The 25,459-nt window shown below is 62.2% G+C and carries 25 protein-coding genes; 6 read left to right on the forward strand and 19 right to left on the reverse strand.

The window, feature by feature from the left end:
• Positions 1 to 118: 118 nt before the first annotated feature.
• The 6 genes from recA to dapA form a co-directional block, all read right to left on the reverse strand.
• Positions 119 to 1,192 (reverse strand): recombinase RecA, encoded by a 1,074-nt coding sequence (gene recA / locus ACFO3E_RS01235; protein ID WP_066525351.1) that lies wholly within the window; start codon positions 1,190 to 1,192, stop codon positions 119 to 121.
• A 101-nt stretch (positions 1,193 to 1,293) separates the two neighbouring features.
• Positions 1,294 to 1,650: a response regulator gene (locus tag ACFO3E_RS01240; RefSeq protein ID WP_066525352.1), complete on the reverse strand. Its 357-nt coding sequence runs from the start codon at positions 1,648 to 1,650 to the stop codon at positions 1,294 to 1,296.
• A gap of 81 nt (positions 1,651 to 1,731) precedes the next feature.
• Positions 1,732 to 4,158: a hybrid sensor histidine kinase/response regulator gene (locus tag ACFO3E_RS01245; protein WP_066525353.1), complete on the reverse strand. Its 2,427-nt coding sequence runs from the start codon at positions 4,156 to 4,158 to the stop codon at positions 1,732 to 1,734.
• A gap of 45 nt (positions 4,159 to 4,203) precedes the next feature.
• On the reverse strand, positions 4,204 to 4,797 hold the full coding sequence (locus ACFO3E_RS01250; protein WP_066525355.1) for a DUF2062 domain-containing protein: 594 nt from the start codon (positions 4,795 to 4,797) through the stop codon (positions 4,204 to 4,206).
• Positions 4,797 to 5,279 (reverse strand): SsrA-binding protein SmpB, encoded by a 483-nt coding sequence (smpB, locus tag ACFO3E_RS01255; RefSeq protein ID WP_066525357.1) that lies wholly within the window; start codon positions 5,277 to 5,279, stop codon positions 4,797 to 4,799. Before smpB ends, ACFO3E_RS01250 begins: the two co-directional genes overlap by 1 nt.
• A 45-nt stretch (positions 5,280 to 5,324) precedes the next feature.
• Complete coding sequence (gene dapA, locus ACFO3E_RS01260) at positions 5,325 to 6,203, reverse strand: 4-hydroxy-tetrahydrodipicolinate synthase (protein WP_066525358.1); 879 nt, start codon at positions 6,201 to 6,203, stop codon at positions 5,325 to 5,327.
• 154 nt (positions 6,204 to 6,357) lie between these two features.
• On the opposite strand from dapA, the gene ACFO3E_RS01265 reads away from it, so the two are divergent.
• The gene (locus ACFO3E_RS01265; RefSeq protein ID WP_380801869.1) at positions 6,358 to 8,394 is read left to right on the forward strand and encodes a lytic transglycosylase domain-containing protein; all 2,037 of its coding nucleotides are present in this window, start codon (positions 6,358 to 6,360) and stop codon (positions 8,392 to 8,394) included.
• A gap of 88 nt (positions 8,395 to 8,482) precedes the next feature.
• Positions 8,483 to 8,965, forward strand: coding sequence for a transcription elongation factor GreB (greB, locus tag ACFO3E_RS01270; RefSeq protein ID WP_380801872.1), 483 nt, complete (start codon positions 8,483 to 8,485; stop codon positions 8,963 to 8,965).
• A gap of 412 nt (positions 8,966 to 9,377) precedes the next feature.
• Here the strand turns inward: greB and ACFO3E_RS01275 are convergent, their stop codons facing one another.
• The 5 genes from ACFO3E_RS01275 to aspS form a co-directional block, all read right to left on the reverse strand.
• Positions 9,378 to 10,727, reverse strand: coding sequence for a S41 family peptidase (locus ACFO3E_RS01275; RefSeq protein ID WP_066525359.1), 1,350 nt, complete (start codon positions 10,725 to 10,727; stop codon positions 9,378 to 9,380).
• A 108-nt stretch (positions 10,728 to 10,835) separates the two neighbouring features.
• Positions 10,836 to 11,021, reverse strand: coding sequence for a hypothetical protein (locus ACFO3E_RS01280; protein ID WP_066525361.1), 186 nt, complete (start codon positions 11,019 to 11,021; stop codon positions 10,836 to 10,838).
• A 77-nt stretch (positions 11,022 to 11,098) separates the two neighbouring features.
• On the reverse strand, positions 11,099 to 12,418 hold the full coding sequence (locus ACFO3E_RS01285) for a methyl-accepting chemotaxis protein (protein WP_380801876.1): 1,320 nt from the start codon (positions 12,416 to 12,418) through the stop codon (positions 11,099 to 11,101).
• A gap of 87 nt (positions 12,419 to 12,505) precedes the next feature.
• Positions 12,506 to 13,288 carry a polyphosphate kinase 2 family protein gene (locus ACFO3E_RS01290; protein ID WP_066528823.1) on the reverse strand — a complete coding sequence of 261 codons (783 nt, stop codon included), beginning with the start codon at positions 13,286 to 13,288 and terminating at the stop codon, positions 12,506 to 12,508.
• Between the two features lie 114 nt (positions 13,289 to 13,402).
• Complete coding sequence (aspS, locus tag ACFO3E_RS01295) at positions 13,403 to 15,187, reverse strand: aspartate--tRNA ligase (RefSeq protein WP_066528824.1); 1,785 nt, start codon at positions 15,185 to 15,187, stop codon at positions 13,403 to 13,405.
• Positions 15,188 to 15,315: 128 nt separating this feature from the next.
• Between aspS and rnd the strand changes: the two genes are divergently transcribed.
• From rnd to ACFO3E_RS01310, 3 genes are read left to right on the forward strand one after another with little or no spacing between them, the layout of a single operon-like run.
• Positions 15,316 to 16,482, forward strand: coding sequence for a ribonuclease D (rnd, locus tag ACFO3E_RS01300; protein ID WP_066525367.1), 1,167 nt, complete (start codon positions 15,316 to 15,318; stop codon positions 16,480 to 16,482).
• 11 nt (positions 16,483 to 16,493) lie between these two features.
• Entirely contained in the window at positions 16,494 to 16,787 is a 294-nt protein-coding gene (locus ACFO3E_RS01305) for an I78 family peptidase inhibitor (RefSeq protein ID WP_066525371.1), read from the forward strand.
• 2 nt (positions 16,788 to 16,789) lie between these two features.
• A complete protein-coding gene (locus ACFO3E_RS01310; protein WP_066525374.1) occupies positions 16,790 to 17,185 on the forward strand; it encodes a DUF1801 domain-containing protein in 396 nt (131 codons plus the stop codon).
• A gap of 2 nt (positions 17,186 to 17,187) precedes the next feature.
• On the opposite strand, the gene ACFO3E_RS01315 is transcribed toward ACFO3E_RS01310, so the two are convergent.
• The 4 genes from ACFO3E_RS01315 to lepA all read right to left on the reverse strand — a co-directional run bounded on the left by ACFO3E_RS01315 (position 17,188) and on the right by lepA (position 20,540).
• A complete protein-coding gene (locus ACFO3E_RS01315; RefSeq protein WP_380801880.1) occupies positions 17,188 to 17,886 on the reverse strand; it encodes a hypothetical protein in 699 nt (232 codons plus the stop codon).
• Positions 17,887 to 18,030: 144 nt separating this feature from the next.
• Positions 18,031 to 18,417, reverse strand: coding sequence for a PH domain-containing protein (locus ACFO3E_RS01320; protein ID WP_066525376.1), 387 nt, complete (start codon positions 18,415 to 18,417; stop codon positions 18,031 to 18,033).
• A gap of 54 nt (positions 18,418 to 18,471) precedes the next feature.
• Positions 18,472 to 18,678, reverse strand: coding sequence for a hypervirulence associated TUDOR domain-containing protein (locus ACFO3E_RS01325; protein WP_066525379.1), 207 nt, complete (start codon positions 18,676 to 18,678; stop codon positions 18,472 to 18,474).
• A gap of 56 nt (positions 18,679 to 18,734) precedes the next feature.
• A complete protein-coding gene (gene lepA / locus ACFO3E_RS01330) occupies positions 18,735 to 20,540 on the reverse strand; it encodes a translation elongation factor 4 (RefSeq protein WP_380801884.1) in 1,806 nt (601 codons plus the stop codon).
• Positions 20,541 to 20,783: 243 nt separating this feature from the next.
• On the opposite strand from lepA, the gene ACFO3E_RS01335 reads away from it, so the two are divergent.
• Entirely contained in the window at positions 20,784 to 21,518 is a 735-nt protein-coding gene (locus tag ACFO3E_RS01335) for a CsgG/HfaB family protein (protein ID WP_066528826.1), read from the forward strand.
• A 91-nt stretch (positions 21,519 to 21,609) separates the two neighbouring features.
• On the opposite strand, the gene ACFO3E_RS01340 is transcribed toward ACFO3E_RS01335, so the two are convergent.
• From ACFO3E_RS01340 to secY, 4 genes are all read right to left on the reverse strand, one after another.
• On the reverse strand, positions 21,610 to 22,650 hold the full coding sequence (locus tag ACFO3E_RS01340) for an acyltransferase family protein (RefSeq protein ID WP_066528832.1): 1,041 nt from the start codon (positions 22,648 to 22,650) through the stop codon (positions 21,610 to 21,612).
• Positions 22,651 to 22,748: 98 nt separating this feature from the next.
• On the reverse strand, positions 22,749 to 23,291 hold the full coding sequence (locus tag ACFO3E_RS01345; RefSeq protein WP_066525389.1) for an SRPBCC family protein: 543 nt from the start codon (positions 23,289 to 23,291) through the stop codon (positions 22,749 to 22,751).
• 43 nt (positions 23,292 to 23,334) lie between these two features.
• Complete coding sequence (locus ACFO3E_RS01350) at positions 23,335 to 23,991, reverse strand: adenylate kinase (protein ID WP_066525391.1); 657 nt, start codon at positions 23,989 to 23,991, stop codon at positions 23,335 to 23,337.
• Between the two features lie 43 nt (positions 23,992 to 24,034).
• Positions 24,035 to 25,399 (reverse strand): preprotein translocase subunit SecY, encoded by a 1,365-nt coding sequence (gene secY / locus ACFO3E_RS01355; RefSeq protein WP_066525393.1) that lies wholly within the window; start codon positions 25,397 to 25,399, stop codon positions 24,035 to 24,037.
• Between the last annotated feature and the right edge of the window lie 60 nt (positions 25,400 to 25,459).

Below are 25,459 nucleotides of genomic sequence, written 5' to 3' on the forward strand. Positions count from 1 at the left end.
AGGTAAAAGGCCCGCCCCGCGGTGAAGCGTGGACGGGCCTTTTCAGTGCATGAAACGAGAGGCGGGCAGAGCCACGCAACTGTCCTGCGGCTGATCCGACCGCAGGCGCTTGCCGCGCTTATTCGCCATCATCCTCCGCTTCGGGTCCGGTCATCATCCCTTCGGCGACCTCTTCGGTCTTGCCGCGAATGGCCCGTTCCAGACGGTCGGCCATTTCGGGATTTTCCTTGAGGAAGGTCTTAGCGTTCTCGCGGCCCTGGCCGATGCGAACCGAGTCATAGGAGAACCAGGCCCCCGACTTCTCGACCACGCCAGCCTTAACGCCCAGGTCGAGAATCTCGCCGATCTTCGAAATGCCCTCACCATACATGATGTCGAATTCGACCTGCTTGAACGGTGGCGCAACCTTGTTTTTCACCACCTTCACGCGGGTTGCATTGCCGACGATATCGTCGCGATCCTTGATCTGGCCGGTGCGGCGAATGTCCAGACGGACCGAGGCGTAGAACTTAAGCGCATTGCCGCCGGTCGTCGTTTCCGGATTCCCGTACATGACGCCGATCTTCATGCGGACCTGGTTGATGAAGATGACGAGGCATTTGGAGCGCGAGATCGAACCTGTCAGCTTGCGCAACGCCTGGCTCATCAGACGGGCCTGCAGGCCGACATGGCTGTCGCCCATCTCGCCTTCAATTTCCGCGCGAGGGACGAGGGCTGCAACCGAGTCGATCACCAGAACGTCGATCGCGTTGGAGCGGACGAGGGTATCTACGATCTCCAGTGCTTGTTCGCCCGTATCCGGCTGTGACACAATCAGCTCGTCGATATCGACGCCGAGCTTCTTGGCATAGGCAGGGTCAAGGGCATGTTCGGCATCGACGAAGGCGGCGATGCCGCCCGTCTTTTGCGCTTCGGCGATGGCATGCAACGCCAGCGTCGTCTTGCCCGAGCTTTCCGGCCCGTAAATTTCAATGATGCGACCGCGCGGCAGGCCCCCTATTCCGAGTGCGATGTCGAGCCCCAGCGATCCGGTCGGGATCGCTTCGATCTCGATCTTCTCGCGGCTGCCCAGCTTCATTGCCGAGCCTTTACCAAAGGCGCGATCAATCTGGGAAAGGGCCGCTTCCAATGCTTTCTGTCTGTCCATTGTCCCTGTCTTCTTGGAATCGATGAGTGAGAGCATTGCTGTCATCGGCCTATCCCCTGTCAAGCGGAAGCGCCGATTCAGTGGCGCCTTGGCCACTACGTATCCCCTTTGTTCTTCAAGAACAAGAGGGGAACGGAATTTTCCTATTAGACTGCGAGCACCTTCGTCAAAGCGCGCTCAACCGCCCCGATCGTATAGGGTTTCGCCAGCGTCGGACGGTCCGAATGGCTCGACGGGACATCATCGGCCATGCCGCCCGTAGCGAAAATGAAGGGAATGCCACTTTCTGCAAGCAGGTCGGCGACGGGCCAGCTTTTTTCGCCCTGAAGATTGCAATCGACCAACGCGGCGTCAAAGCCGCCCCTGCGCGCATGATCGCACGCCTCTTCAACCGACACAGCGATAGCATGCAACCGGTATCCTAGGGTGTCGAGATAATCTTCCAGCATCATGCCGATCATCGCTTCATCCTCGACCACCAGGATGGTCTTGCTGTCCGACATGTGCGATCCCCTATTTTCGTTACGCTCGCCATCTTATCATCGGCGCGCCGACCAGCATAAACGCTTGATCGTTCAAGAAGTTCAATCCACCGCGGGCCGCATCGCCAACGCGTCGCGCGCGGCCTCCGCCAGCTGGCTGACGGAGAAAGGCTTGGGCAAAAATGCGACATTGGCGATGTCGATCGATTTGCGCAGCTGTTCCTCGGCATAGCCCGACATGAACAACACGGGGAGGTCGGGACGGCTGTTTCGCGCCCTGGCGACCATCGACGGACCATCCATATTGGGCATGACCACGTCAGATATCAGCAGGTCGATCTTCTCGTTCCCGGCCAGCACCTCCAGCCCCTGTTCGCCATCATTGGCGGTCAACACCTTATAGCCTTGGCGGGCGAGGGCGCGTTCCGCAACGGCGCGCACCATATCCTCATCCTCGACCAGCAGGACGGTTCCCGTGCCCCAGGTTTCGCTCCGCTTAACCGGAGCCTTGGACAGCTGGACTTGCTCCATGTCAGCGCCCTGATAGACCGGCAGATAAATGACGAAGCTGGCGCCCCGGCCGAGTTCGGATTCCGCAAAAATATAGCCGCCTGACTGTTTGACGATGCCATAGACCGTCGAGAGGCCAAGACCGGTGCCCTTACCCAGTTCCTTCGTGGTGAAGAAGGGTTCGAAGATCTTGGACAATATGTCGGGCGGGATGCCAAGGCCCGTGTCGGACACGCGCAACGCCGTATAGTCGGCGGCAGGCAATATCTCCTGCCGCATCTCCCGCACCTTGGCCGCCGGAACGGAATAGGTCTGGATATTGAGGACGCCGCCTTCCGGCATCGCATCGCGCGCATTCACGGCTAGATTGACGATCACCTGTTCCAACTGCCCCGGATCGGCACGCACCGCGCCGAGGTTACGGCCATGGCTGACCTCAAGCTTTACGCTTTCGCCCAGCAAGCGCTTGAGGAGGTTGGAAACGTCCGCCACAATGTCGGGCAATTGCAGGACTTGCGGGCGCAGCGTCTGCTGGCGGGAAAAGGCGAGCAGTTGGCGCGTCAGACCCGCGGCGCGATTGCTGTTCGACTTGATCTGCTGAATATCGTCATAATCGCTGTCGCCTGGCGTATGGCGCATCAGCATCAGGTCGCAATGGCCGATGATGGCGGTCAGGATGTTGTTGAAGTCATGCGCGACGCCGCCCGCCAGCTGGCCGATCGCTTGCATCTTCGTCGCCTGCGCGACTTGCCGCTTGAGCTTGCTTTCCTCGCTATTGTCCTTGAGGCTGAGCAACACCGCCGCTTCCCCCAAGCCCCGCACGCCCGCAAGGCTCAGCGCAGTCGGTTCTTCCGGCTCGTTGCGAAGCCTGATCGCGATGTCGCCGGACATTTGCGGCCCCACCGCAAAACGGCGCACCGCGTCAGCGACCGCCGCCTGGTCCTCGCGCACGACGAGGTCACCGGGGTAGCTGGGCCGGTCGGAGCGCTTGAGCCCGGCTGCGCGCGAAAAGGCGCTGTTGAGAAACAGCACCCGGCCGTCACGGTCCGCCATCGCAAGGCCGAAGGGCAGCAAGGAAAGCAGCGTTTCGATATAGGATAGCGCCGACGTACCACCCGCGCTGCCCGCCGGTTCGTCGATCAGCAGCAGGAGCATCGGCCCGTCCTGGCCACCCCCCTGATTACCCGCAGGCTGCGTTGTTCGCCGCAATGGCACCTGGAGGAGCCGCAGCGGCAAGCCGCCCGACTCTTCGCGGGCCAGGAACAGCCGCCCCTTGTCATCCACACGCATATGAGCGGCGAAGTCACGCCCCGTGATATTCGCGTCGATGCGCCCCGCCGCGCGCAACAGGAAGGCGCCGTTCGCGGCGCGGATCCGCCCTTCGCCGCCGATCATGACCGCCATGATCCCAGCCTCGCCCATTTGCCGTCCGGCGTCGCCAGTCAGCAGCCTGTGCACGTCGTCGAGGGCATTGGGCTGACGCACCGGGGTGAAGCGCCAGAGCAGATAATCTTCTGATCGGCCGGTGCGGCATATGTCCACATCAAGCCGCAGCGCGCCCTGCGCCATGCCTTCCACCCGCGCTTCGCCATCCCGCCACGCACCACGTGCGGCTGCGCTCAGGCTTTCCGACAAGCCGGGTTCAGCCGTGATATTGGGAGGCGTGGGAAAACCGGGAAACCATTCGCCAAAGAGGTCGCTCGCACAGACCAGCCGCCCGGCCCGGTCCGTCACCGCGATCGCCATGTTGGACGCGTCCGCGGCAACACGCGCCACCGTCCAGTCCGGCATCGCCTCACGATCGGCGGCTTCTTCAGGAAATAGGCGGCGATACCAGTTGAGCAGCGCCGCAGCCGCCAGTACCATGGCGGCAAAACCCGCCGCCAGCGCCCGGTCCCCGACAGCATAGATGACGAGGGCGGCCGATAGCAGCGCAGCCAGGATCAGCAGCGGCAGGGACAGGCGTGATGGGCTTTCGCCTGTCCACGCTTCCTCATCCCTTTTGACGCGCGAGGCCATGGCCCGGCCTTCCCCCTTGAAAACGCATGGACAGTTTCGCCGCCGTCAGACGGGAGCGACTTCTTCCAATGCGCTGCTTTCGGGTGCCTTGCCAATCCTCAATTTGCGCGCATGCCATTTCCGGCCCATGCGATGACGCCAGATCCAATCCGCGATGAAGTAACCAACAACCGCCACCGCGATGGAGATCAGCGTGAGTCCGAACAGCATCGCGGGCGCCGCTTCGGAAAAGAGCCATGCGACCCACTGACGAATTGTTGCATGATCGTTGACCAGCGCCATGAAACCCGATGCGTCGGCGGTCCGCCCCAGCATCCAGTTGCCGATATAGACCGATACCCAAAGAATGAGCGGCGTCGTCGCGGGATTGGACAGGAAGGTCATTGCCGCGGCGATCGGAATATTGGCGCGGAAAGGCAGTGCCAGCAGCGCCGCGCCGGCAATCTGGATACCAGGGATCAACAGAAAGATGCCGACCAGCAACCCCAGCGCTACGCCGCGCGGCACCGAGCGCCGGGTAAAACGCCAGAGCGACGGCTCTAAAACGCGGTGGGCCACGGGGGCGAGGAAACGATTATCTTCGAGCGATTCGCGCGTCGGAGCATGAGCATGCCACCAGCGGCTGAGCCTGTTGTCCATCAGCGATGCGCCTTCATGATGCGCTGCTGATCGCGCTTCCAGTCGCGCTCCTTGATCGTTTCCCGCTTGTCGTGAGTCTTCTTGCCCTTGGCAAGCGCCAGTTCGACCTTCGCCTTGCCACGGCCGTTGAAATAGATGCTCAAGGGAACGAGCGTCATGCCCTTGCGCTCGACCGCGCCGTGCATCCGGGCAATCTCCCGCTCGTGCAGCAGCAGCTTGCGGGGGCGTTTGGGCTCATGGTTGAAACGGTTGCCGTGGCTGAATTCAGGAATGTTGCTGTTGACCAGCCAAACCTGGTTACCCTTCACCTCGGCATAGCTTTCGGCGATGTTGCCCTCACCGAAGCGAAGCGACTTCACCTCCGTCCCCTGCAGCGCGATGCCCGCTTCGAACACATCCTCCAGGAAATATTCAAAGCGCGCGCGCCGGTTCTCGGCGACGATCTTCTTCTTGTCGAACAATTCGGGACGGGGACGGGCCATGGGACTCTTAACTAACTCACTTCACCATATAAGGCCGCAGCCCTTTTAGACGAGACCCGCAATTTCCAGCGCCCGATCAACCGCCGCGCGGCTCGATTCCGACGGCCAGGTGATCGGCAGACGTATGTCACCGGGCATGTCCGACCGCACGCGGGTGAGCGCATATTTAACCGGACCAGGTGAAGAATCGCTGAACAGGGCGTCATGCAAGGGGTAGAGACGATCCTGCAGCGCAAGCGCACCGTTCCAATCGCCGGACGCGCAAGCGGCCTGGAACTCCGCACACAGCCGCGGCGCGACATTCGCCGTGACGGAGATGCAGCCCTTGCCCCCCATTGCATTGAATCCCAGAGCGGTTTCGTCATTGCCGGACAGCTGGCAGAAATCCGCCCGGCAGGCGAGGCGCTGCGCGGTGACCCGCCCCAGATTTCCGGTGGCGTCCTTGATGCCGACGATCGACTGATATTCCTCAGACAAGCGGTGAATCACCGGAACGCCGATGTCGGTGATAGTGCGGCTGGGCACATTGTAGAGGACTATCGGCAGGTTGCAGCGTTCGGCCAGATAGGCAAAATGCTGATAAACGCCGTCCTGGTTCGGCTTGTTATAATAAGGCGCGACGACCAGCGCGGCGTCTGCGCCAGCTGCTTGGGCGGCGAACATATGTTCCAGAGCGATGCGCGTGTCATTGGAACCGCAGCCCGCGATCACCGGCACCCGGCCCGCCGCCTGATCGACGCAGATGGCGACCACGCGATTATGCTCTTCCACCGTCATGGTTGCGCTTTCGCCGGTGGTGCCGCAGGGTACGAGCGCGCTGCTTCCCTCCTCGATCTGCCAATCCACGAGGGCGCGAAATGCCGCCTCGTCCACCGTCCCGTCGCGAAACGGGGTGACCAGCGCCGGAATGGACCCGGAAAACATCAACAAACTCCTTCAATTCACCGGCATTCCGGGGCACACTGTCGAGTGAGGGCGACGTGGCGCTATAGCGCGTCATTCATGGCCTGATAAGGATGGAATTGCGATGATGTCCAGTAGGCTGTCACCTCGCCGCCCTGAAACAGCAATGGTCCGCATGCCTTTGATCGCTCTTCTTCTTTTCACCGCCGGCGCCAGCGCCCAGACCGAAGCGCCGGTTTACCCTGCAGCAACGCCCTACCCGGCCGGTGCAGTGGTGCAGCCGACTCCGGCACCAACTCAATCGACACCCTGGAGCCAAGTGAGCGGGCGAATCGGCGTTGCGTCCGATCCCGCCATCTCCGGCACGATCAGCCAATGGCGCGCGCTGCAGCAGAGCGACGGCCTGGGTTTTTCCACCTATGCCAGCTTCATCCTGGCGAACCCCGGCTGGCCGGGCGAGGACCGCATGCGGCGGCTGGCGGAAACCAGCATCAATCCCAACAGCTATGATCCGCGGCAGGTTACGGCCTTCTTTGCCCGCTTCCCGGCGCGGACCGCGACCGGGCATGCGCGCAATGCACTCGCGCTGGTGCAGATGGGGCGCATGGCCGAAGCGCGCATCGCCGCGCGTAGCGCATGGGTCGGTGGCTCGCTCTCCCCCGATGACGAGTCGCGACTGCTGTCGCTCTTCGGTTCTAGTTGGACGAGCGCGGATCATGATCAACGCGCCGACATGCTGTTGTGGGGCAATGACACCGCAGGGGCGCAGCGAATGCTGGCCTATGTGACGCCAACGCGCCGCCCCGTCTATGACGCGCGGATCGGCTTCCGCCAGAAGCTGCCCGATGCAGCCGCTCGGATGCAAATCGCCGAGAGCGTAGGCGTATCTGACGCAGGTTATATTGCCGATAAGGCGACATGGCTGATCAACACCGGCAATTGGATCGCTGCACGGCAATATTTGGCCAACCGTCCGGCGCTGACCTTCCGCCCCGGCAATGCCGAGAAATGGTATGAGACGCTGCTGGGGCAGGCGCGCGCAGCCGCCAATGACAGCCAGTGGAGCTTCGCCTACGGCATCGCCAGCAAGATCGATGACGCTTATGCTCCTGGCGTCGACATCTCCAGCCGCCCGATTGGGGAACGCGACGATTATACAAGCCTCGCCTGGCTCGCGGGATCTACTGCTTTTTACAATTTGAATCGTCCTGCCGATGCAGCGGCGATGTTCCGCCGCTATGCCACGGCGGCGAAGTCTCCACAGACGCAGTCCAAGGGCTATTATTGGGCGGGACGCGCCGCTCTGGCCGCCGGGGATACGGCAACTGCCAACAGCTATTTCGCGCAAGCATCGGTTTTCCCAGATCAGTTTTACGGCCAACTGGCACTCGAGCGTGTCGGCAAGCCCGTGCCCGCTCCCGCAATCGTCGAACGGCCGGTCGAGATTTCAGCCGCTGAGCGGACGGCCTTCAACAATCGCTCCGTCGTCCGCGCCGTCAAGGCGCTGGGACAAATGGGATATTGGGAAGATCAGAGCAAATTTGCTCGCGCCATCGCGAATAATGCCGACAGCGACAGCGACCATTATCTCGCCGCCGAATTGGCGAAAAGCATCGGGCGGCCGGACATGGGCGTCATGGTGGGCCGCCGCGCGGTGTCGAGCGGCCTTACCGGCTATGGGGAAAGCGCCTTCCCGCGCGTGCCGGTGCCGCCTACCGCTCAATCCAACTGGACGATGGTTCACGCCATTGCGCGGCAGGAAAGCCAGTTCGACCGGCAGATCGTCAGCCATGCGGGCGCGCGCGGCCTGATGCAGCTGATGCCCGGCACCGCGCGGGAGCAGGCGGGCAAACTGGGCCTCGGCTATGATCCAAGCTCACTCAACGATCCGAGCTACAACATCATGCTGGGTTCTTCCTATTTCCAGCGGATGCTCAACTATTATGGCGGCAGCTACCCGCTGGCGGTCGCGGCCTATAATGCGGGTCCGGGCAATGTGAACCGCTGGATCGCCTCCAATGGCGATCCGCGCATGCCCGGCGCCGACATGCTGCGCTGGATTGAGCAGATACCGCTCTTCGAGACCCGCAATTATGTCCAGCGTGTTCTGGAAAACGCCGTGGTGTATGAAGCGATGAACCCGGAACGGGCGCGTTTTCGCGGCTCCAGCACGCCGCTGTCCAAATATCTCGGCAAGCAGACGCCGGGCTAAGACGCTTCCATTCGTTCGAGCAGGGTCGGGAAACTTCGCGTAACAGTTGCTCGACTTCGCTCGGCACGAAGGGCTAGGCTATGCTGCCATGACCGCCCATCCCAACTACATCACACCCGACGGCTTTTCGAAGCTGCGCGCCGAATATGACCAGCTTCTGGGCGTCGAGCGCCCGCGCGTCGTCGAGATTGTAAGCTGGGCAGCGGGCAATGGCGACCGTAGCGAAAATGGCGACTATCTCTACGGTCGCAAGCGCATGCGTGAGATTGACGGCCAACTCCGCCGATTGTCGAAAAAGATGAAGGACGCCAAGGTCGTCGATCCGCGGCACCAGCCCGACAAAAACAAGGTCTTCTTCGGCGCGACCGTCACCATCGTGGACGAGGATGACAATCATCGCACCGTCACCATCGTGGGCAATGACGAAGCGGATGCCAGTGCGGGGCGGATCGGATGGGGATCGCCCATCGCACGAGCCTTGCGCGGCGCTGCTATCGGCGATCTGCGCCGCGTCCTGCTCCCGGCCGGGGAGAAGGAATATGAGGTGATGGCGATCAGCTATCCGGCGTAAGAAACCGCCATTTTCCGCCGAAGTTCACACCATATGCGCGCGCGTGCGCGAGCGCGCGTAGGCATCGTGGAAAGCAGTTTGACGGTTCAAAGAGGGGCGCGGGATAGACAGGCCGGAGGAATGTAGGACAGGCTAAATCGAGGTCTGTTGGTGAAATAGGATGCTTTTTGGGAGGCTGTGGCGATTAGGTTACACACGCTTCGTTGGAAGATGGCCCGAGAAAAATGTCCTGTCCGCTGCTGGTAATGCGCCACAGGTGACGGGTCTCCGTTAACGCCGTCAACCAGAGGAAGCGGGATCCCGGCTCAAGGCCGGGATGACGGAAAATTGTTTGCTTGCGGCTAATCAAACCCTCCCTTGGAAGGGAGGGGCTATGTCCGCAATCCACCCAAGCCGATACTGATCTGCAGGCTTAGCGCGCCGGCTTGCGCATCATCGGCTGCGCCTGCGCCACCACGGCACCCGGCTTCGCCGCCAGCCGGCCGATGGTCTTCAGCGCATAGTCGAGCTGGAAGTCCTCGATGCCCTTCTTCTTCAGTTCCTCGGCGGTCATGGCGAAGCGAGGATCGTCCTTAATATCCTCTTCGAGCGCGGCGTTGTCCGTCTTGATCTCGTTGATCAAATGGCGGCGCAGGTCGCTTTCGCGGAACTTCGGCCGGTTCTTGTAATCGGGATCGGACAGCTGCGGCACGCGAACGTCAGGCTCGATCCCGCCTTCCTGCACAGAGCGGCCGGACGGCGTGTAATAGCGCGCCGTCGTCAGCTTAAGGGCGGTCGTGTTGCTCAGCGGCAGCATCGTCTGCACGCTACCCTTGCCGAAGCTACGCTCGCCCATCACCAGGGCGCGATGCTGGTCCTGCAGCGCGCCTGCGACGATCTCCGATGCCGATGCCGAGCCCGCATCGACGAGAACGATGACCGGCAGACCCTTCGCGTCGTCACCGGGCTTGGCATAATAGCGCTCGACATCGCCCTTCTGACGGCCGCGCTGGGACACGATTTCGCCGCGCTCCAGGAAGCTGTCGCTGACCGACACCGCCTCGTCCAGCAGGCCGCCGGGGTTGGAGCGCAGATCAAGAATATAGCCGGTCGGCTTGTGGCCGAGCGATTTATCGATGCTGCGGATCGCCTGGCGCATGTCGGCGCCGGTATTGGCCGAGAAGCTGACGATGTTGATCACACCGACATTGTTCTTCACTTCCCACTTTACGGGCTTTAGCTGAATGATTTCGCGAGTTAACGTGAGTTCGATGGGCTTGTCGCGGCCCGGCCGCACGATGGTGAGCTTGATCGACGTGCCGGCGGCGCCGCGCATCTTGTCGACCGCCTCGTCCAGCGTTCCGCCATAGATGAGCTGCCCATCGAGATGGGTGATATAGTCCCCCGCCTTGATCCCCGCACGCCAGGCCGGGGTATCCTGCGTCGGCGCGATAACCTTGACCGCGCCGTCTTCCTGCGTGACCGACAGGCCAAGGCCGCCATAGCTGCCTTCGGTCTGGGTGCGCAGATTTTGGAAGTCGCGGGCGTCGAGGAAGCTGGAGTGTGGATCGAGGCTGGCGAGCATGCCGTCGATCGCGCCCTTGATCAGCTTTTCGTCATCGACCTTCTCGACATAGTCGCTGCGAACCTTCTGGAACACGTCCATGAACTCGTCGAGCGCCTTGTAGCTGCTGGCTTCCCCATCGGCGAGCGCGGCGGTCGTGGCGGGGATGAGCGCGAGCGCGCCAAGGGCAACGGCGCCCCGGAAGAAATTGGAAGTCATTGCTGTCCTGAGTCCTGGCATCAAGCGGCCAGTATAGGCGGGTTGTCAGCCAGACGCAAAGCATGGCTGGAGCCAACCGCCTTTCTGCCGCTTTAGGAGTTGCCTGCCCTATTCATGAGGCCGGAGCGCCTGGTTCAAACTGTCCATCACCTGGGCGATCGGTTCGGAGACCGTCACGCTGCGCCCTTCGCCAAAGCGGATGCGGGTGCCGTCCGTGACCGATGAAACGAAGGTGACCTGCGCAGCATTGATGGCGGTTTCGGTCCGGTCGGCGCCCACGAACATGACGAGCATGGCATTCCTCTCCTTCTTATTGGAAGGCGAAGGTAACCGCATTTCCGCAGCATGCCAGCCGTTTTCTTGGCTCGGGGTCAGTCGAAGCTAATTGCCTGGATAAAAAGGCTCGCGCGCGCATCGAGGCGGTGCGCCCCCTGCGCCAATTGACCGGCGGCATGCCGGATGTTGCTCGCGCCCTCCACCGCCGCCCCGGCATTGTCGCTGATACGGCTCGCGCTGACCCGGATATGCTCGCTGGAGACGCCCGCCTCTGCGACGCTGCTCGCGATCGTCCGGCTGAACGCGCCATGCCGCGCCACCGCCTCGAACACGGAGCCCGAAAGCCGGTCCGCCGTGGCGATGGCCGAGTTCATGAGGGCGTGTCCCTGCGCCACATGACCGACGGTGGCGCGGATATGCTCAATCCGGTTAGCGATCTCCGCTGCCGCGTCGCGTGTCTGACCAGCCAGCAGCTTCACCTCCCGCGCGACCACGGCAAATCCCTGCCCCGCCTCGCCAGCACGCGCCGCTTCGATCCCGGCATTGAGCGCCAGCGTGGCCGTGGCGCGGGCGATCGCGTCGATGAGCGCGGTTACCTCGCCGATCCCATCCGCCTGCACCGACAATTGCTGCGTCTGGGCGGAGCCGAGGCGAGTCTGTTCGACAGCGGAGCGGACCGCCGCTCCGGCGTCGCGCACCTCTTCCTCGATGGTCTGGAACAGCAGCCCAAGATCGCTGGCCGACGCAGCAATGCCGGAAAGATTGTCTGCCGTCTGCGCGGCCGCCACCGCCATGCCTGCCGAAGCGTCGCCATTATGCGCCGCCCGTTCCGCCGCTTCGGTCGCCAGACGCGACAGCATGTCGGCCATGGCGACGAGATCGGCGATCAGTGCTTCGACATCATGGCGAAAGCTGCCGCTCTCCCGCGTCACCCGTTCCAGACGCTCAGCCCGCACGATGGCCACGCGCGCATCACGTTCGGCGGCGAGCTTCAACAAAAGCTGCCCACCAACCACCCCTGCATAGCGCCCGCCATCAACCACGATCAGCCCTTCGCATGCCTGGCCCTGCGCAGCATAGAGGTCGATCAGCGCCTCGATCGTGGCGCTCCGCTCCACCCAGGCGCAGGGACGGACATGATCGTCCAGCCGCCCGCCGAAGCTGGGATTGCGCAACAGCGCGTGGCCGAAAGGATTGAAGAGGATGCGCCGCATGTCGCGCTCATAGATCGCCCCTGCGGGCCGTCCCTGACTGTCGAGGACCGGGAGCAGGCGGAGCGCGGGATCGAGCTGAAACTGGTCCACCGCTTCGCTCAAGGGCCTTCCCAACCGGATCACCGGACTGTCAGCCACAAAGGGCAAGCCTTGTGCGCGCGGCAGAGAGGGAGCGGGATCGAGCATCTGGGGCGAAAACATGAGCGCCGATTACGGCCTGAATGGTAAACGCGCGGTTAGGTTTTGATGACAGTTCGATGACAAATGGCTGTTTTTAGCGGTTTTTCGTCAGAGCGCCTTATAACCGAATGCCTCCGCTGCGAGCTTCACCACTTCGGGGTCGGGCTCGGGAAAGTCCATCGGCACCAGCTTCTCAAGCGTCTTGGCCACATATTTCAGCGCGGCGATGCGCCCGGCCTTCCGGTTGTTATTGTCGATCACATGCCATGGGGCGGATTTGCTGTCCGTCTTGGCGAACATGGCGTGCATGGCGTCCAGATAATCGTCGCGCCGCGCCCGGTTGCGATAGTCATCGGCGCCCGTCTTCCACCGCTTCCACGGGGTATCAAGCCGCTGGGCGAGTTGCTCGTCCTGCGTTTCCTGCGTGATGTGGACGAACAGCTTGACGATGTTGGTGCCCGCGTCCGCCTGCTGTTTCTCGAAGGCATTGATTTCATCATAGGCCCGCTTCCATTCGGCCTTTGAACAATAGCCTTCCACCCGTTCGACAAGCACGCGGCCGTACCAGCTACGGTCGAAGATCGCGATATGCTTGCCCGCGGGCAGGCGGGTCCAGAAGCGCCAGAGGAAATGGTGGTCGCACTCCTCCGGGGTGGGAGCGGCGATGGGCCATACGCGGTAATAGCGCGGGTCCCAATCGGCCGTCATGCGCTTGATGATCCCGCCCTTGCCCGCCGCGTCCCAGCCTTCCAACAGGATGACGCTGCGCCGGTCATGGATGATGTGGGCGACTTGAATCTTGGCCAACCGCTCCTGCAGGCCGGCCAGTTCGGCCTCATAGTCGCCCTTGAGTTTTACGCCCTTCTCATAATCGGCAAGGTCGATGGCCATGCGATCTTCTCCTTCTCCGTCGCGATCAAGCAACGCTTGGGCAAAGGAAAAGTCAAATCGCAGTCAGTCCGGCACGAAGGAGATCCCAGCTTCCGCTGCGATGACGGGTAACGGTCAGGCTTTGGCCTGTGGCTCCACGACCCGGATGTGCAATTCGCGGAGTTGCTTGAGTTCAGCCTGCGAAGGTGCTCCCATCAGCAGGTCCTCGGCGCGCTGGTTCATCGGGAACAGCGTGATCTCGCGCAGGTTGTGCGCGCCGCAGAGCAGCATCACGATGCGATCCACGCCCGCTGCCATGCCGCCATGCGGCGGCGCGCCGTACTGGAAGGCGCGGTAGAGGCCGCCGAAGCGTTCCTCGACATCGGCCTGGCTGAGGCCCACCTTCTCAAACGCCTTGACCATCAGTTCCGGCGACTGGTTACGGATCGAGCCCGAAGCAATCTCATAGCCATTGCAGACCATATCATATTGATAGGCCTTGATCGTCAGCGGGTCTTGATGTTCCAGCGCGTCCATGCCGCCCTGCGGCATGGAGAAGGGATTGTGCGCGAAGTCGATCGACTTCGATTCCTCATCATATTCGTAGAAGGGGAAATCGACGATCCAGCACAGTTCGAAGCGATCCTTGTCGATCAGGTCGAGCTGCTCGCCCACGCGGATGCGCGCAAGGCCGGCGAGCTTGGCCGCCTGGCTTTCCTTGCCCGCCGCGAAGAACACGCCGTCATTCGGCCCGAGGCCCAGTGCGTCGATCAGCTTCGCCGTGCGTTCTTCGCCATGATTCTTGGCGATGGGACCGCCGGGCACGCCATCCTTGATGTTGATATAGCCCAGGCCCGAATAGCCTTCTGCCCGCGCCCAGTTGTTCATCTCGTCAAAGAATTTGCGGCTGCCAGCGCCCGCACCCGGCGCCGGGATCGCGCGAATGACGCTGCCGCTCTCCACCAGAGAGGCGAAGATGCCGAAGCCCGAGCCGTGGAAATGCTCGGTCACGTCCTGGATGATGATCGGGTTACGCAGATCGGGCTTGTCCGAGCCATATTTCAGGATCGCTTCATCATAGGGGATGCGCGGGAAGCTGCCGGAGGGGGTGACCGGCTTGCCATCGGCGAACTGTTCGAACACCTGGGCGATCACCGGCTCCATCGTGTTCCACACATCTTCCTGGGTGACGAAGCTCATTTCGAGGTCGAGCTGGTAGAACTCGCCCGGCAGGCGGTCGGCGCGCGGGTCTTCGTCGCGGAAACAGGGCGCGATCTGGAAATAGCGGTCGAAGCCCGCCACCATCAGCAGCTGCTTATATTGCTGCGGCGCCTGCGGCAGGGCGTAGAATTTCCCGGCATGGATGCGGCTCGGCACCAGGAAATCGCGCGCACCCTCCGGGCTGCTCGCGGTCAGGATCGGCGTTGAATATTCGGTAAAGCCGATCCCTTCCATGCGGCGGCGCATGTCGGAGATGATCTTGGTCCGCTTGACGATGTTCGCGTGCAGCGTCTCACGCCGCAGATCGAGGAAGCGGTAACGCAGGCGGATATCCTCGGGATATTCCTGCTCTCCCGCGACCGGCAGCGGCAGGTCGGCGGCGGCGGACAGCAGCACGGCGTCCAGCGCGCGGATTTCGATCTCGCCGGTCGGAAGGTTAGGGTTCACAGCCTCCTTGGCGCGCGCCACGACCTTGCCGGTCACGGTCACGACGCTTTCGGCGCGCAGCGATTCGATCACCTTGAACACCGGACCGTCCACTTCGGTGACGATCTGCACCATGCCATAATGGTCGCGCAGGTCGATGAAGACCAGATCGCCATGGTCGCGCTTGCGATGGACCCAGCCCGATACGCGCACCTCATTACCAACTTCGGCCGATGTCAGGGCGCCGCAGGTATGAGTGCGATAGGCGTGCATGGCGTTTTGGTCTTTCGCTTGCGTTTTACGGAAATGACAAATTGTTGCAGCCCCGCTATGGGCGGTCTTGTCGAACATCGACGAGCCCGCCGGGGAGCGGGCCAGCCCATAATAAGATCGAAGACCATATGCAAATCCATCCGCTGATTACCGACAGCAAGACTCTCGCTTCATTTTGCGCCCGGATCGCCCAATCGCCCTATATCGCGGTCGATACCGAGTTCATGCGTGAAAACAGCTATTGGCCCGACCTTTGCCTGGTGCAGGTCGCCGACGAGAATGAAGCTGCCGCCATCGATCCCAAGGCGCCCGGCCTGGACCTTTCGCCCCTGCTCGACCTGCTGGTCGATAATGAGGATGTGCTGAAGGTCTTTCACGCTGGCGGGCAGGACCTGGAGATCATCTACAATCTGACCGGCAAGACGCCGCATCCGCTATTCGACACGCAGATCGCGGCGATGGCGCTCGGCCTGGGCGAGCAGATTGGCTATGGCAACCTCGTCGATGCGTGGCTGGGGGTGCAACTCGACAAGGGCGCGCGTTTCACCGATTGGGCGCGCCGTCCGCTCGACAAGCGGCAGATCGACTATGCCATCGGCGACGTCACCTACCTCATCCAAATCTTCCCGAAGATGCTGGAAGAGTTGAAGCGCACGGGACGCGGCGACTGGCTCGACCAGGAAATGGAGCGGATCAGCGACGCGGAAAATTACGTGAATGAGCCCGCCGAAGCGTGGAAGCGCGTCCGCATCGCCAGTCGCAAGGCCGATGTGCTCGGCCGCCTGAAGGCGCTCGCCGCCTGGCGCGAGATCGAAGCGCAGGACAAGAACCTCCCCCGCGGCCGCATCGTCAAGGACGAGACGCTGGCCGACATCGCCAGCCACCCGCCCCGCGCGCAGGAGGATCTCGGCAAGGTGCGAGGCCTGTCCGCCACCTGGAAGACGAATGATATCGGCGCGCGGTTGATGCAGGCGCTCGCCAGCCACCAGCCCCTGGACAAGGACGAAATGCCCGAGCGCGATCCCAAGCGCCCCGGCCTGGGGAAGGACGGCGCGCTGGTTGCCGACTTGCTCAAGCTGCTGCTCAAGATCCGGTCGCGCGACATCAATGTGGCCTCGCGGCTGATTGCCCGGTCCGATGATATCGATGCGCTGGCGGCGGGGGTTCGCGACGACCTCTCCATCCTCGAAGGCTGGCGTTACGAACAATTCGGCCGCGATGCCGTTGATCTGGTCGAAGGCCGCCTAGCCTTTGCGGTCAAGGGCGGGCGCCTCAAGATGACACGCACCGAATAGGAGCAGATGATATGCGGATCGCCGCGCTTCTTCCCTTCGCCCTGCTGGCGGCTTGCTCGGGAGCTGGCGGTCAGGGCCCCGCCGGCCCGCAGCCTGTCGAAGGGGCGTGCCGGAATGACGGGCTGGACCGCTTTGTCGGACAGAAGGCAAGTGCGGAGGTGGGGGCGCAACTTCTTGCCGCCTCGGGAGCCCGCACGCTGCGCTGGGGTGCGCCGGGGATGGCCATGACGATGGACTTTCGCGCGGATCGGCTGACCGTCAGCTATGATGAGGGGATGACGATCACTTCGGCGCGGTGCGGTTGATCATGGAGAGCGGGACAACGGCGTCGGAGCTGATCGACGGGCGGATTCGCGAACTGCCGGATTGGCGCGGCGACATGCTTGGGCATGTCCGCAGCCTGATCCATGCGGCGGTGCCCGAAGTTGTCGAAGAATGGAAATGGCGCGGCGTGCCGGTCTGGTCGCATGGCGGCATCCTCTGCACCGGAGAGACTTACAAGGACAAGGTCAAGCTGACCTTCGCCAAGGGTGCCGCGCTCCCTGACCCGTCAGGTTTGTTCAACGCCAGCCTGGACGGCAATGCCCGACGCGCGATCGACATTTACGAAGGCGACCACGTCGATGCGGAAGCGCTGAAGGCGCTCATCCGCACCGCAGCGCAACTGAACGCAGCCAAGAGCAAGGCAGGCCGGCAGGCGTAGCCTCAGCACTCCAGCCCGATCAGCGTGCCGCCACCGACGCGGCCGACATGGCGCTTCCCATCGATTTCCAACCAGTCGGGCGTCACTTCCAACCGCCGTCCCCGGATCGTGGTGCGTAGATGCTCCACCGCGATACGGTTGCGCGCCACGATCCTCAGCACCGCCATGCCATCGCCGCGCGCCGCCATGACGCTGTAGCGGTCGCCTCGGAGCAGAAAGTGCCAGCTGCCATCGGTTGGCAGCCATTCATTGCCGTCGATCACCTGCACCGGCGCCCCGTCGGCCGCGCCCATGCGCAGGCTGATCCGGGTCGCGCCATTGCTGCGCCGGGGCGGCGCGAAGATCAGGATCGGCTCGCCATCCAGCGTCAGAGGAATGGGCGTGTCACGCAACTGCCGCGAGCCGCCCAGGATCAGGGTCGGCAGCTCAGGCGAAAAAGGCAGGCGGTCGCGGGCGAAATGGCGCTGCCGCACCACCGGATTGGTATGAAAACTGTGCACCTGCGTGGATGTCAGCCGCCCCTCCTCCACCAACCCATGGCATGTGGGGCAGAGCAACGTCGCGCCGTTGCTTTCGGGCAATCGCAGATAGCGGTAGATGGTGACGCCGCAACGGACGCAGGCGAAGCCGCATGCCTGCCGGATATCTTCTCGCTGCTGGCTCGAAAGCAAAGGCAACGGCGGCATCACGGGCAAGCTCATGGACGAAAATCCCCTTGCAGCGCCGCCCCGCTTCATTGCGGATCGGCGTTACCCTGGAGGCGTCCTTCCCATGTCGGGGCTCTGGCAGGCCCTTCATCTGTACATCGTTAAAATAATTGGCGCGAAGTCAAGTAGGATTGCGAATCAGCGCTGCGGCAGCAGGTCCAGATTGCGGGATGCTGCTATGTTGCGAATGCGCCCAGGGCGCGGCATGGACTTGATCGCAATTTCCGCAATGTCGCCAGCACTGAAAAGCTCCACATTGCCAACGTCGAAGATGCGTTGACCGAAAGTCTGGGTGATGCGCACACTCCGGATGCTCGACAGCGCAATCTCCGTCCGCTGCTTCGACAGCAGACCGCGCTCCATCAGCACTTCGCGGTCGGACAGCGCCAACCGCTCACCCTTGGCCCGCAGCCACCACACGCCGATCGCGAGCAGGCCGACAACCGATATCAGCAGCAGAATGAACAGAAAAGGATGCGCGCGGAACATCGCAGGATGCTCGTCATACAGCCACGCTTCACTCATCAGTCGCCCCGTCCAAAGATGCAGCCGGACATGATCATGGATGGCGTGCCTGCGTCAATCCTTGGCTAGCGCATCCTTTTTGTGGGCGGCGCGCTTGCCATCGCCGGTTTCGACGATGAACTGCGGATCATCCTTTGACGCCGCAACCTTGTGCCCTTTGATCTGCGTAGGGCTGGTCTGCTTCTTCACAACCTTGCCATGCGCCTCGCTCCCATGGCTTTTCCAACTTACCTTGTCACCGGGCTTGGGTTCCTGCTTCATGCTGCATCCTCCTCACGAACGAGAACCCAGCAGCATGACGCAGGTTGCGCGTGGCCCTAGCTTTCGTCGCCCATACGGAGCGCGGCGATGAAGGCTTCCTGCGGAATCTGGACGCTGCCATATTCGCGCATCCGCTTCTTGCCCTCTTTCTGCTTTTCGAGGAGCTTCTTCTTACGCGTGATGTCGCCGCCATAGCATTTGGCGGTCACGTCCTTGCGCATCGCCGCGATGGTCTCGCGCGCGATCACCTTGCCGCCGATCGCTGCCTGGATCGGAATCTTGAACAGATGGCGGGGGATCAGGTCCTTCAGCCGCTCGCACATATGCCGCCCGCGCGCTTCGGCGGCGCTGCGGTGAACGATCATGCTGAGTGCATCGACCGGCTCATTGTTGACGAGGATGCTCATCTTGACGAGGTCGCCCTCGCGCGTGCCGATCTGGTGATAGTCGAAGCTCGCATAGCCCCGGCTGATCGATTTCAGGCGATCGTAAAAGTCGAACACCACTTCGTTGAGCGGCAGCTCGTAAGTCACCTGGGCGCGCCCGCCGACATAGGTCAGGTTCTTCTGGATGCCGCGCCGGTCCTGGCAGAGCTTCAGGATCGAGCCGAGATATTCGTCAGGACAATAGATCACCGCCTCGATCCACGGCTCCTCGATCATCTCGATATGATTGGGATCGGGCATGTCGGCCGGGTTGTGCAGATGGCGCACCGTCCCGTCCTTCATGTGCATCTCATAGACCACCGACGGCGCGGTGGTGATGAGGTCGAGATCATATTCACGGGTCAACCGCTCCTGGATGATCTCCAGGTGGAGCAGGCCCAGAAAACCGCAGCGGAAGCCGAAACCGAGCGCCGCCGACGTTTCCATTTCGAAGGAGAAACTGGCGTCGTTGAGGCGAAGCTTGGAGATACTGTCGCGCAGCTTTTCGAAATCATTGGCATCGACCGGGAAGAGGCCGCAGAAAACCACCGGCTGCACTTCCTTGAAGCCTGGCAGCGGCGCCTTGGCCGGATTCTTGACCGTTGTGATCGTGTCGCCGACGCGGGTCTGGCTGATGTCCTTGATCTGCGCGGTGATGAAGCCGATCTCTCCGGGCCCCAGTTCCGGCAGCGCTTCGATCTTGGGCCGCATGCAACCAACGCGATCGATCAGATGCTCCGTGCCCCCGATCATGAACTTGATGTTCTGGCCCTTCTTGATGACGCCGTTGACGACGCGCACCAGGATGACGACGCCGAGATAAGGATCATACCAGCTATCGACCAGCATCGCTTCCAGCGGAGCGTCGCGATCACCCTTGGGCGGCGGGATCTTGGCGACGATGGCTTCGAGCACCTCGTCGATGCCGATGCCGGACTTCGCGCTCGCCAGCACCGCTTCGGATGCGTCGAGGCCGATCACTTCCTCAATTTCCGCGCGCACCTTTTCCGGCTCGGCAGCGGGCAGGTCGATCTTGTTGAGTACCGGCACGATCTCATGATCATGCTCGATCGACTGATAGACGTTCGCCAGCGTCTGCGCTTCCACACCCTGCGCGGCGTCGACGACCAGCAGCGCGCCTTCGCACGCGGCAAGCGACCGGCTCACTTCATAGGCGAAGTCCACATGGCCCGGCGTGTCCATGAGGTTGAGTTCGTAGGTTTCCCCATTTTTCGCGACATAGTCGAGACGCACGGTCTGCGCCTTGATGGTGATGCCGCGCTCCTTCTCGATATCCATATTGTCGAGCACCTGCGCGCTCATCTCGCGGTCGGTGAGGCCCCCGGTGCGCTGGATCAGCCGGTCGGCCAGCGTCGATTTGCCATGGTCGATATGGGCGATGATCGAGAAATTGCGGATATGCGAGAGGTCGGTCATGGCCGCGCCCTAGCAGCCATTTGCCGGCCTGTCAGCAGTGCAGCGAAGGGCGCGCGCCGTCTGTAGGCAAGAGCGGTGGGCTATGCTAAAGGCCGCTTGTTCTTCGCGGGCTCGCATCATAATCAGAAATGGCTTTTCATCCGCACAAACAGGGGAATTGGGGCAATGTTGAAGACGGTTTCCGCGCTGCTCGTTACGGTGTCGGTGGCGGTGACGCCGATCGCGGCAAGTGCGCAGACGAACATGAGTTCGTCCGGCAAGACGTATAAGGATGGCACTACCAAGGGGGCTTCGTCCGGCCGCCGCGCACAGGAGCGCGCCACCCAGGAAATCCCACGCTGCACCCGCCGCATCGGCACCGTCGCTATCGTCGAGCCGGACAATCAGTGGTGGCGTGAGCTGAACCTGGGTAGCCCGGAGGCGATCCTGAAGGTGTTCATCCAGCAGTCTGGCTGCTTCGGTCTCGTCAACCGCGGTCGCGCCATGCAAAGCCGCGCGATGGAACGCGCCATGGCTGATTCGGGCGAGCTCCAGGCCGGCTCCAACCTGGGTCGGGGCCAGGTGAAGGCCGCCGACTATTATCTGGAGCCCGACATCGTCTCTTCCAACCGCAATTCGGGCGGTGGCAATGTCGGCGGCATGCTGGGCGGCCTGATGGGCGGTTTTGGCGGCGCGGTCCTGGGCGGACTCAACATCAAGAAGAAAGAAGCCAACGTCACGCTGTCGATCGTGAACGCCCGCACGACCGAGGAAGAGGCGCTGACCGAGGGCTACGCCCGCAAGACCGATATCGGCTTCGGCGGCGGCGCGGGTGGCGGCTGGTGGGGCGGTTTTGCGGCCGCCGGCGGCAGCGGTTACCAGAATACGGAGATCGGCCAGGTCATCGTGCTCGCCTATCTCGACGCCTATACCAAGCTTGTCACGCAGCTGGGCGGCCTGCCCGCCAATGCTGCTGCGGCGGCTCCGCGCGCGCAGTAAGAACAGTGATCAGGAAGGGGCGCTGCCGGATAGAGGCGGCGCCCTTTTTTGTGTCTTCGATTGGCTGGGGTGCGCCGACTTCTTTAGCGGGTCAGGTGGGATCTACCGCCACCTCGCCCGGTATCCTGACCTTCTCACGCCGCCTGCGCCACCAGGCCAGAATAGCTTCGCCAACGGGCCGCTCGACCAAGCGATTGATCGCGGTTCCGAGCGTCAGGGCAACGAGGAAGGCCGTCGAAAACGCGATCCATGGGCTGTAACCCAGCTCCGCCAGCTTCAGCATCACGACAAAGCCCACATGCTGGTGGATCAGGTAGAAGGAATAGCTGATGCCGCCAATCCACAGCAGCGGCCGCGCCGCGATCCACCGCAGGCGGCCGGCAATCAGCGCGGCGAAGCCCGCCAGCAGCAGGCAGGCGATCAGCGTCACGTCCCAGCTTTCCATCGCGGCAACGGACAACAGCGCAAGCACTGCATAAGGCATCTGCTGCCGCCAGCGGCGTCGCCCCGCCCAGACGCGATAAGACAGCATGCCGATGACGAAAAACGGCACATAGCGCAGCACGAAGAGCATCACGATGCGTTCGGGCATGTCCGGCCAGAACCCGTAGATCCCGCGCAGCACCAGCCAAAGCGCGAGCATGGGTTCCAGCCATTTCATCCCCACCCATTTCCACAGGGCGATCATGCAGAAGTAAAAGGCGATCTCGACCGTCAACGTCCAATAGGCCCCATCCACCTCCGGCAAGAAGGCAAAGCCCTGAAGCATGGTGATATTGGCCAGGATCGCTGCAGGGCCAATCAGCAATTGGGACGCTTTGGCGAGATATTCGACGGACAGCGTCAGCAGCATCGCGACGAGATAGGCGGGGTAGAGCCGCGCAACGCGGTTCACTACAAAGTCGGCGACGCTGCCAATCCGATCGAGCGTGAAGAAGATGGCAAAGCCGGAAATCGTGAAGAACAGCAATACCCGGTAATTGCCTCCCGGGAAGCTGAACGGCACATGCGCTGCCTGCGGAAACAGCTCATGAAAGCGCGTCGAATAATGGAAAACCAGCACGCAGAGAGCGCCGATCCCGCGCAAGGCGTCCAATTCCGACAGGCGGGTTCGATGAGGCGGTCCACTCACCCGGCGGGAATAGCAATCAAACAGCAATCAATCGTTAAAATGACCGCCAATCGGAAACAGAATGGCATTTCCATGTGCTGCGGAGCAGCTGGGTGGACCTAAGGCTTACGAACCTCTGCTACCCGTTTCAGCTGCGCAAGCTGTTCCCCGAGAACCTTATCCACCATCGGCGCGATCGGGGCCATGCCCATGCGTACATAGCCGCCCGCCACATAACCCACCGTGACCCGAACGCCCTTCTTCGTCGGGGTAATGGTGATATCGAGCGTTCCCATGACGCCTTCCGCCTGCAACGGTCCCAAGGCTCCCGATAGACGCAATTGCTTATGGGGCGCGGCAAAAATGACGCGGGCATGTTCAACGCTGCCGGAGGAGCCACCGGGGCCCGGCAGGCGCTCACAGAAACAGCCTCCAGCGCGCGGCTCCAGGGTGAGATTTCCCGCAACGCCGCTATAGGTGTGTGCGCTGCTCCACCAGCGATCCGGGGCCGCGAGCAGCGCGTAAACGCTCTGGGCATCTGCAGCAATTTCGACGCTGTTTTCAATCGCGAAGCCGCTGTCCTTGATCGACGTCACGGCCCCATGTGCGGCGGACGCGCCTAACAAGGCAAAAGCGCTGATCGCGGAGAAAATTCGTCGCATGGCTGCCCCCTCCCCCAATCATGTTCGGGGAGGGGAGAGTAGCTCAGGACTTGCTGCTGTCCAATATCGCGGCAATCGCGGCCGTCACATCGTCCATGTCAGCCATGCCATCGACCCGCGACACGATGCCGCGCGCTTCGTAGATGGGAAGGATCGGCGCGGTCTTGGCGCGATATTCAGCCATGCGGGTCCGCACGGTTTCTTCATTATCGTCTGGACGGCGCTTGAAATCGTGCCCGTGGCACTTGTCACACTCGCCTTCGACCTTCGGCTGCTTGAAGCTGTCATGATAGCCTTCGCCGCAGCTGGCGCAGGTGAAGCGGCCGGTGATGCGCTCGACCAGCGCGTCCTCATCGACGTCGAGTTCGATGACATGATCCAACGTCCGGCCGCGATCCGCGAGGATGGCGTCGAGCGAATGGGCCTGCGCCTCGGTGCGCGGATAGCCGTCGAAGATCACACCGGTTCCGGCGGTCAGACCATCCAGCGCCTCGCCGATGATACCGGACACGATCTCGTCCGAAACCAGCTCGCCCGCTTCCATCACTGCCTTGGCCTTGAGGCCGATCGGCGTCTGGGCCTTTACGGCGGCACGCAACATGTCGCCGGTCGATAGCTGCACCATGCCGCGGCTCTCAACCAGACGGCTGGCCTGCGTGCCCTTACCCGCTCCTGGAGGACCCAGCAGAATGATATTCATGCGCGCATACTCCCCTGTTCTTGCGCCTTGACGTGATGCGCCTTTAGCGCAGGCGACCCTTCAGCTTGGCCTTCTTGATCAGATCGCCATATTGATGAGCCAGCAGATGGCTCTGGATCTGCGTCACGGTATCGACCGTAACGTTAACGACGATCAGCAGGCTGGTGCCGCCGAGATAAAAGGGAATGCCCGCCCGCGCGATGGCAAATTCCGGCACCAGGCAGATAATCGCCAGATAAGCGGCCCCGATCACCGTGATCCGGGTCAGAACATAATCCAGATAATTTTCCGTGTTCTTGCCAGGACGGATGCCAGGAATGAAACCACCGTTGCGCTTCAGATTATCGGCCGTCTCTTCCGGATTGAACACAACCGCCGTGTAGAAGAAGCAGAAAAACACGATGCCGAGGCCATAGAGCCCCATATAGACGGGACTGCCGTGCGACAGATACTGATTGAGCGTCAGCACGAAGTCGCCAAGCCTGCTCTCGCCTGCCACGGTCTGGCCGGCAAATTGCGAAATGGTCAGCGGCATCAGCAGCAGCGAGCTTGCGAAGATCGGCGGGATCACGCCGGCCGTGTTGACCTTCAACGGCAGATGACTGCGATCGGCCTGCATCAATCCCTGGCGCGTCTGGCGCTTGGGATATTGGATCAGCACCCGGCGCTGCGCGCGCTCCATGAAGCAGATCAGCAGGATCAGGCCAACGGCCATCGCAATGACCAGTACGATCAACAGGCCAGAAATCGACCCTTCGCTGCCGGACTTGAACAGGTTGCTGAGCGTAACAGGCAGCTGCGCGACAATGCCCGCCATGATGATGAGGCTGACGCCGTTGCCGATGCCACGCGAGGTAATCTGCTCACCCAGCCACATCAGGAACATCGTGCCGCCGATCAGCGAGATGACCGCCGCGATCCGGAATAGGAAGCCGGGATCGACCACGGCCTGAACGCCCGACTGCGCGCCGAAACTTTCCAGGCCCACAGCGATGAAATAGCCCTGGACGGCGGTCAGGCCGACCGTTCCGTAACGCGTATATTGGTTGAGTTTCTTGCGGCCGCTTTCACCTTCCTTTTTGATCGCCGCGAGTTGCGGCGAAAGGGAGGCGGCGAGCTGAACCACGATCGACGCCGTGATGTATGGCATCACGCCGAGCGCGATCAAGCTCATGCGTGAGAGCGAACCACCCGAGAAGGTGTTGAAGATGTCGAGAATACCGCCATTCGTCTGCTTGTAGAGCTGAGACAGCGCGGTCGGATCGACGCCCGGCAGCGGCACGAAGCTCAGAAAGCGGAAGACGATCAGCGCGCCCAGCGTAAACCACAGGCGCTTCTTGAGGTCGGTCGCCTGGCTGAACTTCGCCAGGCTGAGATTGGATGCGAGCTGGTCGGCTCTCGATGCCATGGTGGCTGCCCTTCAAAACACTCTTGCCGGAGTCACGGCCCGGCGTGAATCGCTAACCCA

Origin of the sequence: Sphingobium tyrosinilyticum, assembly GCF_042654265.1 — a bacterium.
In the GTDB taxonomy this organism is placed as follows: Bacteria; Pseudomonadota; Alphaproteobacteria; order Sphingomonadales; family Sphingomonadaceae; genus Sphingobium; species Sphingobium tyrosinilyticum.

Coding starts and splice junctions, on each gene's coding strand:
- recA (WP_066525351.1), bottom strand. CDS start 1,192: ATGACAGCAATGCTCTCACTCATCGATTCCAAGAAGACAGGGACAATG.
- ACFO3E_RS01240 (WP_066525352.1), bottom strand. CDS start 1,650: ATGTCGGACAGCAAGACCATCCTGGTGGTCGAGGATGAAGCGATGATC.
- ACFO3E_RS01245 (WP_066525353.1), bottom strand. CDS start 4,158: ATGGCCTCGCGCGTCAAAAGGGATGAGGAAGCGTGGACAGGCGAAAGC.
- ACFO3E_RS01250 (WP_066525355.1), bottom strand. CDS start 4,797: ATGGACAACAGGCTCAGCCGCTGGTGGCATGCTCATGCTCCGACGCGC.
- smpB (WP_066525357.1), bottom strand. CDS start 5,279: ATGGCCCGTCCCCGTCCCGAATTGTTCGACAAGAAGAAGATCGTCGCC.
- dapA (WP_066525358.1), bottom strand. CDS start 6,203: ATGTTTTCCGGGTCCATTCCGGCGCTGGTCACCCCGTTTCGCGACGGG.
- ACFO3E_RS01265 (WP_380801869.1), top strand. CDS start 6,358: ATGCCTTTGATCGCTCTTCTTCTTTTCACCGCCGGCGCCAGCGCCCAG.
- greB (WP_380801872.1), top strand. CDS start 8,483: ATGACCGCCCATCCCAACTACATCACACCCGACGGCTTTTCGAAGCTG.
- ACFO3E_RS01275 (WP_066525359.1), bottom strand. CDS start 10,727: ATGACTTCCAATTTCTTCCGGGGCGCCGTTGCCCTTGGCGCGCTCGCG.
- ACFO3E_RS01280 (WP_066525361.1), bottom strand. CDS start 11,021: ATGCTCGTCATGTTCGTGGGCGCCGACCGGACCGAAACCGCCATCAAT.
- ACFO3E_RS01285 (WP_380801876.1), bottom strand. CDS start 12,418: ATGTTTTCGCCCCAGATGCTCGATCCCGCTCCCTCTCTGCCGCGCGCA.
- ACFO3E_RS01290 (WP_066528823.1), bottom strand. CDS start 13,288: ATGGCCATCGACCTTGCCGATTATGAGAAGGGCGTAAAACTCAAGGGC.
- aspS (WP_066528824.1), bottom strand. CDS start 15,187: ATGCACGCCTATCGCACTCATACCTGCGGCGCCCTGACATCGGCCGAA.
- rnd (WP_066525367.1), top strand. CDS start 15,316: ATGCAAATCCATCCGCTGATTACCGACAGCAAGACTCTCGCTTCATTT.
- ACFO3E_RS01305 (WP_066525371.1), top strand. CDS start 16,494: ATGCGGATCGCCGCGCTTCTTCCCTTCGCCCTGCTGGCGGCTTGCTCG.
- ACFO3E_RS01310 (WP_066525374.1), top strand. CDS start 16,790: ATGGAGAGCGGGACAACGGCGTCGGAGCTGATCGACGGGCGGATTCGC.
- ACFO3E_RS01315 (WP_380801880.1), bottom strand. CDS start 17,886: ATGAGCTTGCCCGTGATGCCGCCGTTGCCTTTGCTTTCGAGCCAGCAG.
- ACFO3E_RS01320 (WP_066525376.1), bottom strand. CDS start 18,417: ATGAGTGAAGCGTGGCTGTATGACGAGCATCCTGCGATGTTCCGCGCG.
- ACFO3E_RS01325 (WP_066525379.1), bottom strand. CDS start 18,678: ATGAAGCAGGAACCCAAGCCCGGTGACAAGGTAAGTTGGAAAAGCCAT.
- lepA (WP_380801884.1), bottom strand. CDS start 20,540: ATGACCGACCTCTCGCATATCCGCAATTTCTCGATCATCGCCCATATC.
- ACFO3E_RS01335 (WP_066528826.1), top strand. CDS start 20,784: ATGAGTTCGTCCGGCAAGACGTATAAGGATGGCACTACCAAGGGGGCT.
- ACFO3E_RS01345 (WP_066525389.1), bottom strand. CDS start 23,291: ATGCGACGAATTTTCTCCGCGATCAGCGCTTTTGCCTTGTTAGGCGCG.
- ACFO3E_RS01350 (WP_066525391.1), bottom strand. CDS start 23,991: ATGAATATCATTCTGCTGGGTCCTCCAGGAGCGGGTAAGGGCACGCAG.
- secY (WP_066525393.1), bottom strand. CDS start 25,399: ATGGCATCGAGAGCCGACCAGCTCGCATCCAATCTCAGCCTGGCGAAG.